Origin of the sequence: Caballeronia hypogeia (assembly GCF_001544875.2) — a bacterium.
GTDB lineage: Bacteria > Pseudomonadota > Gammaproteobacteria > Burkholderiales > Burkholderiaceae > Caballeronia > Caballeronia hypogeia.
The window spans coordinates 1-18,693 of record NZ_FCOA02000031.1 but is presented as its reverse complement, the minus strand read 5'-3'; the positions used below and the strand labels follow the sequence as shown (position 1 = coordinate 18,693).

The window sequence follows — 18,693 nt, the reverse complement described above, 5'->3', positions numbered from 1 at the left end:
AAGCACAAACCCGATCCGACGGACTCTAAAAGTCTTCAGGACTGCCTTGCCGTCTGAGACGGGAGTTCACCGAAAAGGCTGCGGTACTCTCGCGCAAAATAGCTCGCGTGAGTAAATCCCCACTTCGCTGCAGCGTCCCCCACGCCCAACTCATTCTGACTCGTGCTTCTCAAAAGCCGTCGAACGCCGTTGAGCCGCATCATGCGCAGGTACTCAACGGGTGACACATTTGCGACCCGTTGGAAGCTCGTCTGCAATGTCCTCCTGCTGCAACGCAATGCAACACAGAGATCAAGCACCGTGACTGCGGCATCTGAGTCCGCTTGCAAGAGCTTTTCGCTCCTACGGACGATATCGGCATAGGTGGTATGTGTCAGGTCTCGCTCGACCCGGTTTCCTGGAACGAGAAGATCGAGCAGCACACTCAGCATTTCATCGCGAATTCGCTTGAGCAAAACCGGATTTTGAAGCATCCCGGGGGTCCGCTCGACTTGGGCGAAGCAGGACAAAAGGCGGCCACTCGTCTCCGTTCCTTGAGAAAGCTTCAGAGAGTGCACACTACTTCTCGACGAGAATTCCATTTCGCCATCGGTGACGGCGCTCGATAGCATGCTTATCACATCGGAAGGAAGGCTCACTCCGCAGTAATGGAATGCCTCCGACGTATGCATCCGAAACTCCTCTTCCTCACCGAGCAGCAGAAGAGCGAACCCGTCGAAACGAAGTCCCTGGAATGTTCCGGACGCACCGGCCTCCAACGGAACGGCGATCGACGAGAAGTGACCCGGTGTCACTCCTGTCTGGCACACTCGCCGGCTCGTCTTCTCTCGAAAGAACTGGAACTCGGACGTCTCTGCCTGTACGGCAACGCCGGAGAAGAACCCTGGTGACATCTGCCGATAGACCTGTTCCCAACCTCGCATTCCGACAGACAGGTCATTGACATCTTTCAACGGACGTATTCTGAACTCCACGACGTCTCTCCTTTCACACTATCGCGCGACCAGTCAAGTTCTCGCGGACTACGATTTCATGCTGAATTGAATCCCTGCGCATGCGCTCACAAACGCCCTGTCTGGTCGAGATAGCAGAGACAGTCTTCGAAAGTCGATGCAGCCCCGAATAGACGTTGCGGCATCAGCGCTGCTTCAGGCGAGTTAACCAGCATGAGAAGAACGTGTCGGCCACCGTCATTTCGCCCCACGATCGCGCTGGATCGCCGGTCGATGCTATATCGGAATCGTGGGTCCACGGACACGATGTCTGGATCGTCGTGGAGCCCGACGAACTTTACGGGCTCCAGGACAGTCCAGTCTTGCGGCAAGCGCAATAAGACATCAGGCACATCTTCGTGCCTGGAGATGATCGAGGCGACACCATTAGTCGAGCGATGGAACCATCCACCCGCCTTCGCGGGACGAACAGGAAGGGCAGCCACCGCGTATAAGAGCAGCATTCCGTCGACTGGATCTTCGTAGCTCTTTGACATTGTCGCCCCGTACTCTAAGCACATCTCAAACCTCTCGATTCCGGGAATTATGTCCGTTCGGGCATCGCATAGAAATGAGCGGTCCTCTCGACGATTCCAACACCGATGCGAACCTTCCTAGAAATTGTGTTTGATTCCGATCGAAACCGCCACTTGGGACGAGGAATTTGACGTCCCCGTGTAAGCGAGCTGCGCATAGTTTTCTGGGCTTCCGGTTATGGGATTGATCGCCAACCCGTCTCCCGTCATCTTCTCGAAGTTGACGGTTCCATAGAGCGCGGTTCGCTTGGAGAGGTTGTACACGGTGCCAAGGCTGACCTTATGAATGTTGCTCCGTGAATCGATGGCAGAGATCGTCGCCCGCGTATAGCTGTACGCAATGCCGGCTTGCAGCGTGCTGGTCAAGTAGTACGAGGCATTGACCTCGCCTGTGTCGAAACGAATGTCGCTTTTCGGGCCATTCGAAGCAGTTAGATATTGGCTTCCGACGAGCTTTGAACTCGTCACAACTGCATTCACCGTGAGCTCATTCAGTGAATAACCCGCGCCGAAGCCGAAGGTTCTCAGTTCATCGCTGTTCTGCATTTGGCAATAGCTCACCGGCGTTTGGCCGCAACTGAGTTCACCGACGTATGTCGTGTCACCGTGCAAGACTGAATTGAAAGGGTTCCGCACGGACAGATATCCACCGGCAGCAGAGAAAGGACCGTTGCTGTAATTAACCGCAAGCGCCCATGCTCGATTCGTCGCGAAGGCACCCGCCTGGTTCCCGAAACTGAACGTGCCGCTCAATGCAAAGCCGCCAAAGTTCGGGCTCACGTATTTGACAGCGTTGTTCACGTTAAAGGCAGCGTTGAGGTTGTCGATGTCGCCGAAGTGCGCACCTGCGGGGCCAGCCCACGCGTTGCTTACGGCGAAGGGGGCCAGCGCATCGGTGTAGGAATCGAACTGACGGCCAAGCGTCAACGTGCCGAAAGCGTCGGACTTGAGACCGACCATCGCCGTTGCGTCGAAGAGACTATTGGGCTCGAACAGCGCACCATTGTTAGAAAGGAAGTAGCTTCTCAGATCAAAGATTGCAGCCGTGCCGCCGCCCAGATCCTCCACGCCTTTCAGGCCAAACGTTGCAGGAGCGACGTTCCCGGAGGTCATGGACCATGCACTCTTTCCTTCGATACCGCCGGACGGAGTTGTTACCTGTTGATTGTTGACGTAGGTCAATCCCGTGTCGATGATCCCGTACAGCGTGACGCTGCTTTGTGCCCTAGCGAGCAGCGGCATCGCTGCCGCGCTCATGGCAACCATCACCGCGGCGAAGTGCTTCGGCATTTTCGCGTTCGAAGTCCGCCTTGAGGCGCCGTGCTTCGATCCCGCACGCGCCGACGCGCATGCAATGAACTGCGTCCTTCTCATTCACTTGTCTCCGATCTAGTTCCGCTTCTTCTTTTGCGCTACGCGTTGGTGTCAGGTAGCTGAAGAATTTCAGATGGGTCCGATAACGCGAGCGGCTATCTGCAGCCGCACCTTTCATCTCAAATCCAGCGAGGCGACGAATGGAATCCATTTTTGCGTTCGCGGGCGGCCGCGAAAATCAACCTTTTGGCTGATTTCACAAGCAGATCGGGTAAACGTGGACTTTCAGGAGTCTCGGAGCAAGACTGCTATTGCCCAGTCGCAGCCCGCGTGGTTTTGGCAGAAAGGGGGAGGAGATGGAGGGGGGACGGATCTATTGACGCAACGGGCCCATCGGCAGGACGGACCTAGACGCGTGTCTAACGTTGCACGGTTCGCAAGCGAGGTTGATTTTCGCTGCCTTTCAGGCTTAGTGAAAGCCGTAATCAGACATTCTGGATATCAAGGTCGAGCGATTGGGAACGCCTACCTTATTGAAAATCTTCAAGACGTGGGTTTTGACTGTAGCGATACTGATGTTAAGCGACTCGGCAATTTCGTTGTTTGTCGTTCCGAGCATTAACAAACTGACTACGTCGATCTCTCTCGACGAAAGTAAGAACCGTTGTGCCGCTTCGGCTCGGCTCATGGACCTGTCCCTACCGACCGTACGGCGCAGGTTGAATTCGACGTACGGTTGCACGCCTTCCATCATCGACAGTACACGCTCCTGGCTGTCCTGCTCACGAAGAAGAAGGGACAGTCCGCCGATCAACCGGTCTTCGTCTCGGAACACGGTTTCCACAACGTCCGAATAGCCGTGCGCCCGAAGAAACCGGACATAGTGTTGATCCTCGGGACAATGGTTAGCGATTCCTGACAGCAAGCCAAACCGAATATCCCGACATACGACCCGTTGCGGACCTAGGGGGTCGTATTGCTCCATCACCGTCTCATACTGACGATGGAAGGTATCCGAAACGCGATGGCGTTGAAAATCACATCGGCCGGTCTTGTCGTTCACAAGGTAGAACGCGATGGGCCCTACGCCTGTCAGCTTGCCGACGAATTCGATGGTCTCTTCAGCAAAGCGCGAGTCTGCTACCAACTGCTCGTGTGAGCATGAATTTTGAAACTCGCGCTTTTGCATTGCGATTAGACCTCGTTTAGTAATCGGCCAAGATTTGCGTAAAGCATCGGCTTGGACCGTCGGAGCCAAAGTGCGAAACATGCACCGAATATGGCTACCGACAGCGTCATCCAAGGTACCAGTCGACCGACGGGAGACTCACTGCCACTCAGAACGTCAACGTGAGTAATGATCTGCCAGAGACAAAAAAACAGTCCAATGGAAGCCAAGGCCGGGGCGACTATCCGCTGCCAAACGGACACGCCTCGTGCATTCTTCCAGAAAAATCCGAGCACTGCTATTGACGCGAACCCTTGAACAGCCACGATTCCGACCGATGCGACAACACTCGACCAAGGCAAGACGCCCAGCAAGGGGTCGATCCCCTTGAAGCCGCAGACCGCAAGCACGATAAGCGCACAGATCGTCTGCAAGCTACTGGCAACGTACGGGGTCTGTTGCGTGGGATGGGTTCGGGCCAGGCCTTTCCAGATCACGCCCTCTCGAGCCAGCGAGAAGAAATACCGCGATACGGTGTTATGAAAGCTGATCAAGGCTGCAAGCAGACTGGTAATCATCAACACGCCCATGGCATCCGCGGCCCATGATCCAATGAGTTGCGACGTCATCAGGAACCACATATTGCCCGGATCCTTCGTCGCCTGCGCCACTGCGGCCGCAGGACCATACGCGGTGATAATTAGCCATACCGACACCGCGTACAAGCACATGATGATGGTTATTGCGCAGTAAGTCGCCCGAGGAATTGTCTTCGCAGGGTTGCGTGCCTCTTCGGAATAAATCGCCGTGGTCTCGAAGCCCATGTAGGACCCCACGACGAACACCAGTGAAGGTCCGAAACCTGAACTAAGTACATGAGACGGACTGAATGAAGCGGCGGAGAATCCATTCGGTCCCCCCTTCAGCGCGGCTGCCACGTCGAAAATCAAAATGATCGCAATCTCACAGGCCATCAGAAGGCACAGAAATCTGCCGCTGAACTCGACATTTCTGTAGCCGAAATAATGGACGACCAATGTGACTCCGATTGCACAGCCCCACCACGATGCCACGAGGCCAAAGGTCGATGCAAAGAACTGGCTAAGGAAGAAGCCCACGAGCGCGTAACACGCCAGCTGCATCGCATTGTAGGCAACTAGTGCGAGAAATGCGCCGCCCACGCCTGCGGGCCGCCCGAGTCCTGTCGCGATGTACGCATAAAACGCGCCGGCATTCTTGACGTAGCGGCTCATTGCGGCGTAACCGACGCTGAAGAGCAAGTAAATGAGGCCGGCGAGTACAAACGTACCCGGAACGCCCACACCATTCCCTAGGCTAATGCTGACCGGCACCGCACCTACCAGCGCCGTGAGCGGACCGTTGGTCGCGATGACCAAAAAAACAATTGACATCATCCCCAGTGCGTTTTTCCGCAGTGAGGGTCTGCTCTGCTCATCTCCGATCATTTCAACTGTCTCCTGAACTCGTGGCCTTCTATGGGTGAGGTCACGTCCAGATCGATTCTTCAAAAACCGACGACGCCCGGCAATCAACCCTTCGGTTGATGTTTTCTTTCATATTCATTGCGACGCATATGCGCGAAAGGCAATCCAGTCCAATGGCATGGCGGAACGGCCAGTGGGTGGGCGTTTCCCCAAAAGCCCTTTTGTTTCTTAGTAAGGAATCCATCGTAGCTAGATCGATTCGACAAGTGCATTGCATGGTTTCCCCTAGTCGGACATCTCGTTCCGTTTGCCGATTTGTGCTGCAGGCCGACACCCAACATCTCATAGAGTAGCGCCAGTGAGAGGCGTCTTTGATTAATTCGGAAGCGCTTTAGATGTCTCTTGCTGCGCGCGGCCTCCGCCCATCCGTTGGCAAGTGCGTTCGTGCCACCTTATCCATCTCAACCTGCAACGCCGAGGATCAACGCATGCACAGCATCAAATTGGGAGCCCCGGTCCCGAAACTGGATTCCTGGGGAACGGTCGCTGACCTGGGTTCAACCATCCTGGAGGGCGAAATCACCGCTCAGGGACACGTCCACTTCGGTACGCCCACGTCTCCACTTAGCGCGGGTTACTTCGCCTGCTCGAAGGGCAAGTTCGATATGGAATATCCATTCCATGAACATGCCACCGTCTTAGAGGGCGAAGTCACTCTCCGCAACCGGAATACCGGCGAATCAATGCGGTACAAAGCGGGTGACAGCTGGTTCATCGAAAAGGGAACGCCCATCTCATGGGAGATTCATACCGACCGCTTTGCAAAGCATTACTTTGCGGTGGTCTGAACTCTCGACGATATCCAACATGAACGGCCATAGTCCGTCGACGCGCGTCGACGGACTATGGCCGGGACGAGGACGGAATATCAGGAACGCGCGTCTTGCAGTTGCGTACTCATAGGCTTGACGCCCGTCAGCAAGGCAAACCCGCTAAGGACGAGCAATGCCGCTAGCAGATACACGGCCAGATCCATATTGCCCGTGCTGGTGCGAATCTGGCCGATCACCCACGGACTGATGATTCCGCTCGTGATGCCAATACTGCTGATCAACGCAATGCCCGATGCCGCCGAATTGCCCGAAAGATGCGTTGGTGGCACCGACCAGAAGATCGGCAGCGCAGCGAAGATCAGGACCGCAGCGGCGGACAAGATCGCCAGCATAGCGGGAAGGCTACTCAGGTGCAGCGTCAACGCAACAAGTGCTGCGCCGCCACCGAAAGTACAAAATGCAAAGTGCCGTCGCCGCTCGCGCAGCCGGTCGGATCTGCGTGCGATGAGCACCAGGCCTACCGCACCGATCGCATTCGGAATCACCGTATAAAGACTGACCTGCATCACGTCTGTAATGCCGAAGTCGCGAATCATCAGCGGCATCCAGAAATTCAGGGTGAGCGACGCACACGTCAGCGAGAAATAGATGAACGCAAACAGATAGACCCTTGGATTGGCGAGCGCCGCAAGAAAGCTGCGGGCATCGTGAGCAGAATGAGACATCGGGCCTGCATTGTCAGCGCACAATGCAGCAAGGCGAGACTTTTCTTCGTCACCCAGCCATCTTGCATCGGCCGGCTTGTCGGTCAGGTAGAACCAGGCGAAGAATGCCAGCAGGACGGCCGGCGCTCCCTCCAGCGCGAACATCCATTGCCAACCGTAAAGCCCCCTCACCCCACCCATGTCCCGCATGATCCACCCGGACAACAATCCGCCAAGCACGCCCGCCACCGCTACGCCCGCGAAAAATACGGACATCACGGCGGCCCGTCGGTTGGCCGGAAACCAATAGGTGACATAAAGCACGATGCCGGGAAAGAAACCCGCCTCGAAGATGCCAAGCAGGAAGCGCAGCACATAGAAGTGCACGGGCTTCGAGACGAACATCATGCCGACCGAGGCCAATCCCCAGAGCAGCATGATGCGCGTAAAGGTCTTACGCGCGCCGAATTTGGCAAGGAGCATGTTGCTCGGCACTTCGCACAGCACGTAGCCCACATAAAACACCGCTGCGCCGAGTCCGTACATCGCATCGGAGAAGCCGAGGTCGTGCTTCATCTGTAGTTGCGCGAAGCCGATGTTGATGCGGTCCAGAAAGGAGACCACATAACAGAGAAACAAGAATGGAATGATGCGCCATCCGACCTTCGCGATCAGGCGATCGTCGCTCGCCGCGCGACTCGAAAGCGGGGATGATTCGATCTCGACAGAGTTTTGCATTGTCTCTCTCCAAGCGCGCCGCCTCCGCTCATGGACGCGCACGCGCAGACCGGACGTCTCGCGCGTCCTGATCGATGTTTCGAACGGTTTGGGTGATTCAGAAAAAGGGCCCATCCGGGCCCTTTCGTGTAACGGTGTCAGTCCTGCAGAGCCGCCCACATATCCTTGTCGCGCTGAGCCGTCCAGATGCGCGGATGCTTGATGCCGCTCGCTTCGTCATACGCGCGCGAGACATCGAACGGCAGGCAATGCTCGTAGATGAAGACGTGACCGAATTTCGGGTCCATCGACTTGCGGGTGTGCGCCATCGAGCCCTTCAGGTCGAGCTTGTCGGCGACGGCTTCGCGGCCCGCCTGCAAAAGCGTGGTGACGAAATCCTTCGTGTAGTCGAGGCCCTTGTCGACTTCCGCCGGCGACAGCAGCGCGGGGCCGCGTCCCGGCACCAGCTTCTCGGCCTTCAGCGTGCGCAGCGCTTCGAGCGTCGCGGGCCATTCTTCCAGTTGAGCGTCGCCGCAATAGCAGGCAGCGTCGTACTCGACCAGATCGCCCGAAAACAGCACCTTCTGCGAAGGCAACCAGACCACCGTGTCGCCCTTCGTGTGACCCGAGCCCAGATGCGCGATCTTCACTTCGAGCTTGCCGAGCCACAGCGTGATTTCCTTTTCGAACACGAGCGTGGGCCAGGTCAGACCCGGCACCGTCTCGACGCCCGCGAACAGACGCGGAAAACGCTCGATTTCCGATTTCATGTCCTGCTCGCCGCGCTCGACGATCATTTCATACGTGCCGCGGCTCGCGATCACCTGCTGCGCGCCTTCCTCCAAATACGCCGACGCGCCGAGCACGCGCACTGCGTGGTAATGCGACAGCACGACGTATTTGATCGGCTTGTCGGTGACGCTGCGGATCTTCGCGATGAGGTCCTGCGCCATTGCGGGCGTGGCCGTCGTATCGACGATCATCACGCCGTCGTCGCCGATGATGACGCCCGAATTCGGATCGCCTTCTGCCGTGTACGCGTACGCGTTCTCGGAAAGTTGCGTGAAGGTGATCTTCTTCTCTTCCAGATCGGCCTGCGATGCGAATGCCTTTGCCATGTGTCTTTTCTCCGTGAATCGTGAGGATGATGCATGGTCGCGCCGCAGTTATAATTTGTCAATAGCAAACCTACTTGCCAATGGCAAATTACGGGAAAACCCCAGTTCGATCCCGCGTTTACGGATGCGTTAGCATCGAACGCTCAAACGATCCGGCAAAGAGTGAATCGCACATTGAAAGAAGCAGCAGAAAAAACGCAACGCGGCATTCAGAGCGTGGAAGTCGCCGGCCGCATTCTCGACGCGCTGGCGCGGCGGCGCGCGCCGGTCGCGCTGAGCGAGCTGGCGGGCGCGGCGGCGTTATCGACCGCGCAGGCGCACACCTATCTCGTCAGTCTGACGAAACTCGGTTTGGTCAAACGCGACGCGCTGACCGGCTACTACGAGCCAGGACCCCTCTCGCTGCGTCTCGGCCTGATGTTCATCGAGCAGCAGGTGGCATATCGGGTGGCTGCGCCATACGCGGCGCAGCTCGCCGAGCGAATCGGGTGCAGCGTGGCGGTGTGCGTCGCGGGGGCGCAAGGACCGATGATTGTGCGGTATGAACGAGGCGGCTCCCCGCTGCACGTCAATCTGCATATCGGCACGGTCATGTCGCTGCAGACCACCGCGACAGGCCGTGTATTCAGCGCGTTTCTCGCGCCCGTTGAACTGGCATCGATGTTGCAAAATCAAGGCTTCGACCGACCGCGTGTTGGCACCGACGATCCCGCGTCACCCGATAGCCCGGACTGGCAGGCGAGCCTCGACGACGCGCGCCTCCGCGGCATGGCGCGTAGCGTTGATACGCCGAGCCCCGGCGTCAGCAGTCTGAGCGCGCCCGTGCTCGACGCCGAAGGCCGCCTGCAACTGGCGCTGACGGTCATCGGACCATCCGGCACCATGGACGTCGCCTGGAACGGCGACACCGCGCGTGCTTTGCGCGAAGTCGCGCAAAGCATCACAGAAGCGCTCACTCAGCCGTCCCAGACTCATGCCCTCTGATATCTCCAACGACCTCAACGGCAACGAAGGCAAAGCGCAGCGCGGCATCAATGCGCTCGACAGCACGGGTGAACTACTGCAAGCGCTTTCCGCATCCGGCCACCCGATGAACTTGCGCGACCTCGCCGCCGCCGCGGGCATGCCGCCCGCCAAAGCGTTTCCCCACCTCGTCAGCCTGCAGAAGATCGGCCTGCTATCGCGCGATGACGCCGGCTGTTTCTCAGCCGGCGCGCTCGGCTTCGAACTGGGGCTGGTCGCATTGCAACGCCTCTCCCCGACTCGCGAAGCCGAATCGGAGATCGTGTCGCTCGCCGCTACGACGCAACTGAGCGTCGCTGCGGCCACGATGGGACCGCTCGGTCCGACGATCATCCGGCTGGAAGAATCCGCGCGGCCGCAGCACATCAGCCTGCGTGTCGGGACTGTAATGTCGCTTATCCACACCGCGATTGGCCGGGTGTTTGCTGCTCATATGTCGGAGGACATGCTGGAGGGACTGCTCGCGCAAGAGCCGATCAGGCTTGCCGGAACGAGTTCGAAGCCGCCGGCGCGTGATTACCGCGCGCGCCTGGCGCGGATCCGCGAAAGTTGCATCGACGAGGCATTCGACGCGCCGGTGCCCGGCATCGGCACGTTTGCCGCGCCGGTCTTCGACCACACGAACAGTATTCGTTTGGTGATCGCCGTGATCGGGCCGTCGGGCAGCGTAGGTCGAGATCCACAAGGCCCGGCGGCACGCGCGCTGATCGCGGCGGCCCAGCGCTTGTCATGGCGCTTCGGTTCCCACGGCGACGCATCGCGCGAGGCTTAGTTCACGTGCTCGCGTCGGGCTGGCGGGCGGGATCGGCAGCGGCGAAGGCATCGTGCTGCATCGCGTGGTCGGCAATACGCACGATAGTCGGATAGTCCGAGAGCGGAATCGCAAAGCGCCGCGCGTTCCACACCTGCGGCACAAGGCAGATGTCCGCTAGCGTCGGTGCATCGCCAAAAACAAATGAACCAACGCGCGAATCCGACGCCAGCCGCGCTTCCAGCGAAGCGAAACCGAGATGGATCCAATGGGAATACCACGCATCCTTTTGTGCTTCTGATGCGCCGAGTTCCTGTTTCAGATACTTGAGCACGCGCAGATTATCGAGCGGATGAATCTCGCACGCGATCTGTAACGCCGCTGCACGTACGAACGCACGATCCGCCGCCAACCCGGGCAACAAAGCTGGAGTCGGATATCGCTCTTCCAGATACTCGATGATCGCAAGCGACTGCGTGAGCACGCTGCCGTCGTCGCAGGTCAACGCTGGCACGAGCGCATCCGGATTGAGCGCGCGGAACGCCGCCTGCAACTGCTCGCCGCCGTCACGGACAAGATGCACCGGCGCCTGGTCGTACGCAACGCCCTTCAGGTTCAGCGCAATACGCACGCGGAACGACGCCGAACTCCTGAAATAGCCATGCAGCGTGAATCCGCTCATGCCGCCTCCCGCGCTGCGAGCACTTGCCCCGCGCACACGCCGAAGCCGATGCGATATCCCTCCCCCTGACACCAGCCGCGCAGAACGAGTTCGTCTCCGTCCTGAATGAACGCACGGGTTTCGCCCGAAGCGAGGTGCAGCGGACGCTGCCCGTTCCACGTTGATTCGAGCAGTGAGCCGCACGAATCCGGCGTTGGGCCGCTGATCGTGCCTGAGCCCATCAGATCCCCGATGCGCACGTTGCAGCCACCGCTCGTGTGGTGCGCGAGTTGCTGTGCCATCGTCCAGTACATGTAGCGGAAATTCGTCCGCGAAATCGTCTGTGCTGCCTCGGCGCCAGCAGCGCGCAGATCGACTTCGAGCGCGATATCAAACGCATGCTCGCCCCCGTGACATAGATAGGGCAACGGCTGCGGCGATTGCACCGGCTGCGCACAGCGGAACGGTTCAAGTGCGTCGAGCGTGACGATCCACGGTGAGATCGTCGTCGCAAAGCCCTTCGAATTGAACGGACCCAGCGGAACGTACTCCCACTGCTGAATATCGCGCGCGCTCCAGTCGTTGAGCAGCACCATGCCGAAGATATGCGCTTCGGCGTCTTCGCAGGAGATCGCGTCACCAAGCGCGCTCGGCGTGCCGATGATGAAGCCCATCTCCAGTTCGATATCCAGCTTGCGGCAAGCGGCAAACACGGGCCGCTCCACATCCGGCAGCTTGATTTGCCCTTTCGGACGGCGCACCGGAGTGCCGCTCACGACCACAGACGATGCACGCCCGTTGTACCCGATAGGAATTTCGAGCCAGTTCGGCAGCAGCGCGTTCTTCGGATCGCGGAACATCGACCCGACATTCGTCGCGTGTTCCTTCGACGAATAAAAATCTGTGTAACCGGGAATATCGACCGGAAGATGCAATTGCGCTTCGGCCTGCTTGATCAGCGCTCGTCCGCGCACGGCCGAGTTGTCGCGCAACTCCCCATTGCTCGTTTCAAGCAGCGTGGAAAGACGCAGACGCACCGCGCGCCATTGCGCCCTGCCCGCCGCGATGAACGCGTTGAGTGACGCTTGAACGAACAGCGCCGAATCCTGTTCGAGGAAGCCTGCGCGTGCCAGCACGCTCAGATCGACGATCGAATCCCCGATGGCCACGCCGACGCGCGGCGATGAGTTCGCCCCGTCGCTGAAGACGCCGAACGGCAGGTTCTGAATCGGAAAATCGCTGTCGGGCGCGTTGGCCGATTCGATCCAGCTTTTAAGCTTCGGATCATTGGTCTGATGCCAACCCATAATCAATGCTCCTTCACGAAGTTGTTTTTCAGACCCTGCCAGCATTCGAAATATTCCGCCTGCAATTGAGAGGTCTTCAGCGCGAATTCAGTCGGACGGATGACGAGCGGCGTCTCGAACATGAAAGCCATCGTGTCGTCGACTTTGTGCGGCTTGCTCGTGTCGCTCTCCGACGCCTTTCGGAAGGTGTCTGCGTCCGGCCCGTGACCCGACATGCAGTTGTGCAGACTCGCGCCGCCGGGCACGAAACCCTCTTCTTTCGCGTCATACGCGCCGTGAATAAGGCCCATGAACTCGCTCGCGACATTGCGATGGAACCACGGCGGGCGGAACGTGTTCTCGCCGACGAGCCAGCGCGGCGGGAAGATCACGAAGTCGAGCGAATGCACGCCTTCGACGGCGCCCGGCGATTGCAGCACCAGAAAGATCGACGGGTCCGGATGGTCGAAGCTAATCGAGCCGATCGTATTGAAGCGCCTCAGATCGTACTTGTATGGCGCGTAATTGCCATGCCACGCGACGACATCTAGCGGCGAATGGTCGATCTGTGCGCGCCACAATTCGCCGCCGAACTTCGCGACAAGCTCGAACTCTCCCGTGCGGTCCTCGAATGCGGCCACTGGCGTAAGAAAGTCGCGCGGATTGGCAAGACCGTTCGAGCCGATTGGGCCGAGATCAGGCAATTCGAGTAGCGCGCCGAAGTTTTCGCAAACGTAGCCGCGCGCGCGTCCATCCGGCAAGGCGACGGAAAAGCGCACACCGCGCGGAACCACCGCGATCTCGAATGGCTCGACGTCGATCACGCCCAATTCCGTTGCGAGCGTCAGGCGCCCTTCCTGCGGCACGATCAGCAATTCGCCGTCGGCGGAATAGAAGTAGCGGTTTTGCATCGAGCGCGTAGCCGCATAGAGATGGATCGCGCAGCCGGTCATCGACTGCGCCGAACCGTTGCCGCCCATCGTCACGAGCGAATCGACGAAATCGACCGGCGCATCGGCGAACGGCAACGGGTCCCAGCGCAACTGATCCGGCGGCGTCTTCGGCACAGTTGAAAAGTCGCTGACCAGACGGCCGTCGCCCATCGCCCGAAACGGCCGATGCACGGCAGCCGGACGAATGCGATAGAGCCACGAGCGGCGATTGTGCTTGCGGGGCGCGGTAAAAGCCGTGCCCGACAACTGCTCGGCGTAAAGGCCATGAGCGACGCGCTGCGGCGAATTGCGCCCGATTGGCAGCGTATCGGCGATCGCTTCGGTCGCGAACTCATTGGCAAAGCCCGATTGATAGGCCGCGCCCGGTGCGAGCGTCAGTCCGTGGTGCAATTCAGACATGGTCGTTCCTTAGAAGGATGGCGGTTCACTGCACGTCGCCACATGGCACTTCGGCGGCGAGTCCGAGACGTGCCTTGGCGAACGCCTGCGTCAGCACGTCCATGTCGCCGATGTGATTCGCCAGCAGCAGCACGAGTTTGGCGTTGACCATCTGGCTATCGGCTTCGGAGAGACCGTTGTGCGTATCGATGAGACGCTCGTAGAACGCGTCCATGTCCGCGATGTTCGGTTCGAGATTCAGGTGACTCATGGTCGTTCATCCGTTCAGTTGGGCATTGCAGGTGGCGCGATTCACAGCGGTGATGACCGACGCGACATCGAGTGCGCGCCAGCGTGCGCATACGTGCTGATCCGGGCGCAACAGATAGAAGGTGCCGGGGCGTGCGTCGAAGCGAAGTGTGACGATGCCTTCCAGATCCTCGACGACGGTGACGCCGGGAATCGCAGGCACGTTCATGCCGCGAGGCGCGACGATCAACGGGCGTACCCCGACGGGAAGTTCTGCGAACGCGGCAAACCGCTGCGCCATGTCGCCGATATCGTCGTGCAGACCGCAGAAGTAGACGCCGGTGAACTGCCCGCCCGAGATCCGATGAAGGAACCACGCCGCCTTGCCATCGACCGCGACGGGCGCATCCGTGCAGACCGCGCCGGGCACCATTGCGCAGGAGAACGCGTCGGCGGGATCATCGGGTGTGTTCAGCGGCGAGTTCGACAGTACGGCCGGAACCGACAAGCGCCCGCTATTGACGATGCGGCGCGCGAACGCGCAATCCTTCGCAAGCTTCAGTGCGGCGTCGCGGAACACGCGCGAAACTGCACTCTTGGGTGTGATGAAATCGGTGGCGCGCGTCGAGTTGAGGATGTTCTCGTCGGCGGCGTATTCGCGTTCGGACGCGTAGGTGTCGAGCAACGCGGGCGGCGCGTCACCATTGACGACGAGCCGTAGTTTCCATGCGAGATTGTCCGAGTCCTGCACACCGCTGTTTGCGCCGCGCGCGCCGAACGGCGACACGCCATGCGCCGAATCGCCCGCGAACAGCACGCGGCCGTGGCGGAACGAGTCCATTCGTAGACACGAGAACGTGTAGACACTCACCCATTCCAGTTCGAATTCGACGTCTTCGCCGAGCAGGGCTTTCACGCGCGGAATGACGCGCTCCGGTGTCTTTTCGGCGACCGGATCGGCGTCCCAGCCAAGCTGAAAGTCGATGCGCCACACGTTATCCGGTTGACGATGCAGCAGCACCGACTGATTGCGATGAAACGGCGGATCGAACCAGAACCAACGTTCGGTCGGAAAGGACGCCTTCATCTTCACGTCAGCGATCAGAAAGCGGTCCTTGAAAGTGCGGCCGCGGCTGTCGAGGCCGAGCATGCCGCGCATCGGACTGCGCGCGCCATCAGCTGCGACAACGTATTGCGCACGCAGCGGGTAAATGCCATCGGGCGTCTCGATCTGCAACTCGACGTGATCGTCATGCTGCGTGACGCCGACCACATTGCTCTTCCAGCGAATCTGGAGGTTGTCGAGCTGCATCGCGCGATCGGCGAGGAAGCCCTCGACGTAATACTGCTGGAGATTAATGAAAGCAGGCCGCGCATGGCCGGCTTCCGGCAGCAAGTTGAACGTGTAGATCAGTTCGTCCTGCAGGAACACCTTGCCGACGTTCCAGCTCACCCCTTTCTCGACCATGCGATCGCCGCAGCCAAGGCGATCGAAGATCTCCAGTGTGCGTTTGGCGAAGCAAATGGCGCGCGAACCGCTTGAGAGTGTGTCGTCGTTATCGACGAGGACCACCTTGACGCCCTGCTGCACGAGGTCGATCGCGGCGGACAGCCCAACCGGCCCCGCCCCCACAATCACCACTGGGTGGACGGTGGCACTTGACGCGTCGTCGTGTTCGGCGGCTCGAACGTAGTCGAACCGCAACTTTTGGTAATCCGTCTGCATTCGTTTCTCCCGGCATTTGCGATTTGTCTATAGCAAGCTCGTTTGCTATATATAAATTATCGGCAATTGTAGGGAAGAGGTGCAGATTGGGAATTTGTGTAAACCCTAATATGGCGGCAATCGGCGATTCGGTGGCCCGCACATGCGACCTCGCGCGTCAGGGTGAAGGACCGGACTGCCTCGACGCCCTGGTTGCAAGTTGGGGCGTCGACGACAGGACAACGTAGTGGCCCCGAAAGCGATCCCGAGGTCACTAACCGATGACCGGCAGTCGGACGCCACATCGAGATGCGGGGGTGAGCTGTCGAGGGACGTAGATAAAAATAAATATGTCACCGTTTGGAGAGTGATCCAAACCGTGGGAGGCAAATTCCGTCGACTTGACCAACGTCATCGACGGCGTGACGGCGTAGCACCCAATCGGATATGGCGCTTTGTATCTGAAGTTCCGGCGAAAAGAGCTCAGCGAGCCCGCCCGGCGCGCTGGCCGTTTCAGCTACGCTGGCGACGTTGCCAACCGATCGGAGGTGCTATGCGACTGATCATCGAGGCCCGCGTAGAGGGCGGAGAAGCGCGTGCGACTGATGCGAGGGTTGTTGCTGTGGTGGAACGAAAAGATCGCAGCCTCGCCGACCTGGGGCTCACACTTGCCGAAGGTCGTGCCTTGCTCGCCGAGGTTCAAGCGTTTCTTGTGCCGGAGCAGACTGCCGGATGGATGAAGAGCCGCATGGCTTGTCACCGGTGCGGCTCGATGCTGGCCCACAAGGACGCCCGATCGATCGTGCTGCGAACCGTGTTTGGCAAGGTCGACGTGCCGAGTCCGAGGCTGTGGGCGTGCAGCTGTGCTGCAGAGCAAGGGCAACCGCGCCGCTCTTTGAGCCCGCTGTGCAAGGCCGTCACCAGCGTGTGACGCCGGAATTGGCGTACCTGCAGGCCAAGTGGGCCGCCCATCTACCGTACCATCAGGCCACTGAGCTGCTTCGAGAGGTCCTTCCACTGGACAAAGGGATTTCTTTCGGTAGTACTCGCCGTCGAATCCTCGCCGTCGGCAGCGCGCTGGACGCGCAGTTCAACCGCGATATCGCGTCTGGACCAAAACCGGTCAGCGGAGAGCAGGTTCGCGAATCGACCACCGTCGGCTGCGTGAGCGTCGACTCGGCGTGGCTGAGCTTCAGCAGCAGCCCCAAGAGTCGCAAGGCCGCGCGCGACCTTGCGGAGCTTAAATCGCCTTGGTCGCAGAACTTGCCGCGGGATCGACACGTCAACATCGTTGCGGGGCGTGCAACTCTCGCTGATCGCGACCCGCGTCTCTACGCGTACGTTCATAAGCTGGTGCCATCGGCGCCCGCGCGGCTGGACCAATTTCTCCTTGCAAGCGGCGTGGCTCCGAACGAGCGAGTCACCGTGATCAGCGATGACGCTGGCGAATTCGGCAAGGCTGTGGACGGCAGCCAGCTCGCCAGGGGAAGGATCCTGGACTGGTTTCACATCGCGATGAAGTTCAAGACTGCCAAGAACTCGGTGTTTGGAAGCCAGACGGTGGAACCTCACGAGCGAATCTCTGTAGAGACAGAGATCGATCACGCGAAGTGGCTGGTTTGGCATGGAAAGGGCCGGCAATCGGTGTCCCGTATCAAGGCCCTGGATGCCACGCTGTTGGCGAAGGAGGGCTACGAGTACTCGACGTTGTACTGGAACCTGCGCCGCCTGTACTTCTACATCGAGAACAACGCAGGTACGCTCGTGAACTATGGCATGCGTTATTACAAGGGGCTACCGATCAGTAGCAGCATTGCCGAGTCCGCGGTGAACCTGGTGGTCAGCCATCGCATGGCGAAGAAGCAGCAAATGCGATGGACGGACGAGGGGGCGCACTGTCTGGCACAGGTCAGAGTTGCTGTCCTCAACGAAGAATTTTCGGTTGAGCAACTCGCCGTGTTGACCATGACCTCTGCAACTGCAAATTCGACGAGTGCGCGCCGAGCGGCGTGAATTGACCTCCCACGGTTTGGTTCACTCCCCGTCAGGCCGTGGTGATCCTGAACGCGCTATTCTCGTGGCTGGTTCAGGCCGGCTATCTGGCGGGCAATCCGCTCTCGCTTTCACGACAGCGCGCCAAACACGCGGCGCCACGCATTACCCGGTATCTCGAGCCCAGCGTCTGGCAGGAAGTGAAGGACTTCATTGCGACGATGCCGCGGGACACGGATCGAGCAACGGCCCATGCGGTCCGGGTGAGATGGCTTTTTACCCTCCTCTATCTGGGCGGACTGCGCATCGCGGAGGTCGGCGCCAACACGATGGGACAGTTCTTTGTCCGGCGCGATGCGGATGGCAAGACGCGATGGTGGCTCACCGTGCATGGCAAAGGTGACAAGGAACGGTTGGTGCCGGCCACCCAGGAATTGATGACGGAACTCTCGCGATACCGACAGTACCTCGGGCTGAGCGCACTCCCCTCGCCCAATGAAGATACGCCACTGGTTCTGCCGATTAGCGCCACGGCAGCCAACGGGGGCACGCAGACGTGCGCGCCTTTAACGCGCGCCGCCCTGCATGCGATCGTCAAGGAGGTGTTTGCTGGGGCCGCCGCTCGACTTCGTGAGCGCGATGAAATGTCTGCGGCGCGTGCCGACCTGCTGGAAAAAGCTTCGGCTCACTGGCTGCGGCACAGCGCGGGATCGCACATGGCCGATCGACAGGTCGACTTGCGCATGGTGCGTGACACGCTCGGACATGCCTCGCTCACAACGACCAGTTTATATTATCGGCTGAAAGTTTTTATGCACAGTAGCCAAGGTAAAGGCTTCCTAGGCGAGGCTCCAGCGTTGGTTTTCTG

At 59.4% G+C, this 18,693-nt stretch carries 15 protein-coding genes and 2 pseudogenes; 5 read left to right on the top strand and 12 right to left on the bottom strand.

Going from position 1 to position 18,693, the window contains the following annotated elements:
* Nucleotides 1-35: 35 nt before the first annotated feature.
* The 5 genes from AWB79_RS30760 to AWB79_RS30740 all read right to left on the bottom strand — a co-directional run bounded on the left by AWB79_RS30760 (nt 36) and on the right by AWB79_RS30740 (nt 5,476).
* Nucleotides 36-974, bottom strand: coding sequence for a helix-turn-helix domain-containing protein (locus tag AWB79_RS30760; RefSeq protein WP_061171223.1), 939 nt, complete (start codon nt 972-974; stop codon nt 36-38).
* A 632-nt stretch (nt 975-1,606) separates the two neighbouring features.
* Nucleotides 1,607-2,818 (bottom strand): porin, encoded by a 1,212-nt coding sequence (locus AWB79_RS30750; protein ID WP_063963589.1) that lies wholly within the window; start codon nt 2,816-2,818, stop codon nt 1,607-1,609.
* The gene (locus tag AWB79_RS39780) at nt 2,754-3,053 is read right to left on the bottom strand and encodes a hypothetical protein (RefSeq protein ID WP_157695885.1); all 300 of its coding nucleotides are present in this window, start codon (nt 3,051-3,053) and stop codon (nt 2,754-2,756) included. Before AWB79_RS39780 ends, AWB79_RS30750 begins: the two co-directional genes overlap by 65 nt.
* A gap of 258 nt (nt 3,054-3,311) precedes the next feature.
* Entirely contained in the window at nt 3,312-4,031 is a 720-nt protein-coding gene (locus tag AWB79_RS30745) for a helix-turn-helix transcriptional regulator (RefSeq protein WP_061171220.1), read from the bottom strand.
* A 5-nt stretch (nt 4,032-4,036) separates the two neighbouring features.
* On the bottom strand, nt 4,037-5,476 hold the full coding sequence (locus tag AWB79_RS30740) for an APC family permease (protein WP_061171219.1): 1,440 nt from the start codon (nt 5,474-5,476) through the stop codon (nt 4,037-4,039).
* Between the two features lie 467 nt (nt 5,477-5,943).
* Between AWB79_RS30740 and AWB79_RS30735 the strand changes: the two genes are divergently transcribed.
* The gene (locus AWB79_RS30735; protein ID WP_061171218.1) at nt 5,944-6,303 is read left to right on the top strand and encodes a cupin domain-containing protein; all 360 of its coding nucleotides are present in this window, start codon (nt 5,944-5,946) and stop codon (nt 6,301-6,303) included.
* A gap of 80 nt (nt 6,304-6,383) precedes the next feature.
* Here the strand turns inward: AWB79_RS30735 and AWB79_RS30730 are convergent, their stop codons facing one another.
* Nucleotides 6,384-7,730, bottom strand: coding sequence for an MFS transporter (locus AWB79_RS30730; RefSeq protein ID WP_061171217.1), 1,347 nt, complete (start codon nt 7,728-7,730; stop codon nt 6,384-6,386).
* A 137-nt stretch (nt 7,731-7,867) separates the two neighbouring features.
* Nucleotides 7,868-8,827: an MBL fold metallo-hydrolase gene (locus AWB79_RS30725; RefSeq protein ID WP_061171216.1), complete on the bottom strand. Its 960-nt coding sequence runs from the start codon at nt 8,825-8,827 to the stop codon at nt 7,868-7,870.
* 162 nt (nt 8,828-8,989) lie between these two features.
* Here AWB79_RS30725 and AWB79_RS30720 point away from each other — a divergent pair.
* Nucleotides 8,990-10,622, top strand: a pseudogene (locus AWB79_RS30720) (IclR family transcriptional regulator).
* A gap of 1 nt (nt 10,623) precedes the next feature.
* Here AWB79_RS30720 and maiA read toward each other — a convergent pair.
* Genes maiA through AWB79_RS30695 form a run of 5 tightly spaced genes read right to left on the bottom strand, consistent with a single transcriptional unit; the run spans nt 10,624 to nt 15,854 of the window.
* Complete coding sequence (maiA, locus tag AWB79_RS30715; protein ID WP_061171214.1) at nt 10,624-11,283, bottom strand: maleylacetoacetate isomerase; 660 nt, start codon at nt 11,281-11,283, stop codon at nt 10,624-10,626.
* The gene (gene fahA, locus AWB79_RS30710; RefSeq protein WP_061171213.1) at nt 11,280-12,569 is read right to left on the bottom strand and encodes a fumarylacetoacetase; all 1,290 of its coding nucleotides are present in this window, start codon (nt 12,567-12,569) and stop codon (nt 11,280-11,282) included. The genes maiA and fahA overlap by 4 nt, the downstream gene beginning before the upstream one ends.
* Before the next feature lie 2 nt (nt 12,570-12,571).
* Entirely contained in the window at nt 12,572-13,900 is a 1,329-nt protein-coding gene (gene hmgA, locus AWB79_RS30705; protein ID WP_061171212.1) for a homogentisate 1,2-dioxygenase, read from the bottom strand.
* A 25-nt stretch (nt 13,901-13,925) separates the two neighbouring features.
* On the bottom strand, nt 13,926-14,150 hold the full coding sequence (locus AWB79_RS30700; RefSeq protein WP_061171211.1) for a DUF2783 domain-containing protein: 225 nt from the start codon (nt 14,148-14,150) through the stop codon (nt 13,926-13,928).
* A 6-nt stretch (nt 14,151-14,156) separates the two neighbouring features.
* The gene (locus tag AWB79_RS30695) at nt 14,157-15,854 is read right to left on the bottom strand and encodes an FAD-dependent oxidoreductase (protein ID WP_061171210.1); all 1,698 of its coding nucleotides are present in this window, start codon (nt 15,852-15,854) and stop codon (nt 14,157-14,159) included.
* Nucleotides 15,855-16,386: 532 nt separating this feature from the next.
* Here AWB79_RS30695 and AWB79_RS40215 point away from each other — a divergent pair.
* From AWB79_RS40215 to AWB79_RS30680, 3 genes and pseudogenes are all read left to right on the top strand, one after another.
* Nucleotides 16,387-16,764 (top strand): hypothetical protein, encoded by a 378-nt coding sequence (locus tag AWB79_RS40215; protein WP_061171209.1) that lies wholly within the window; start codon nt 16,387-16,389, stop codon nt 16,762-16,764.
* Entirely contained in the window at nt 16,683-17,846 is a 1,164-nt protein-coding gene (locus AWB79_RS30685) for an ISKra4 family transposase (protein WP_232471070.1), read from the top strand. Before AWB79_RS40215 ends, AWB79_RS30685 begins: the two co-directional genes overlap by 82 nt.
* Before the next feature lie 29 nt (nt 17,847-17,875).
* Nucleotides 17,876-18,619, top strand: a pseudogene (locus tag AWB79_RS30680) (tyrosine-type recombinase/integrase); the annotation flags it as partial.
* Nucleotides 18,620-18,693: the final 74 nt, after the last annotated feature.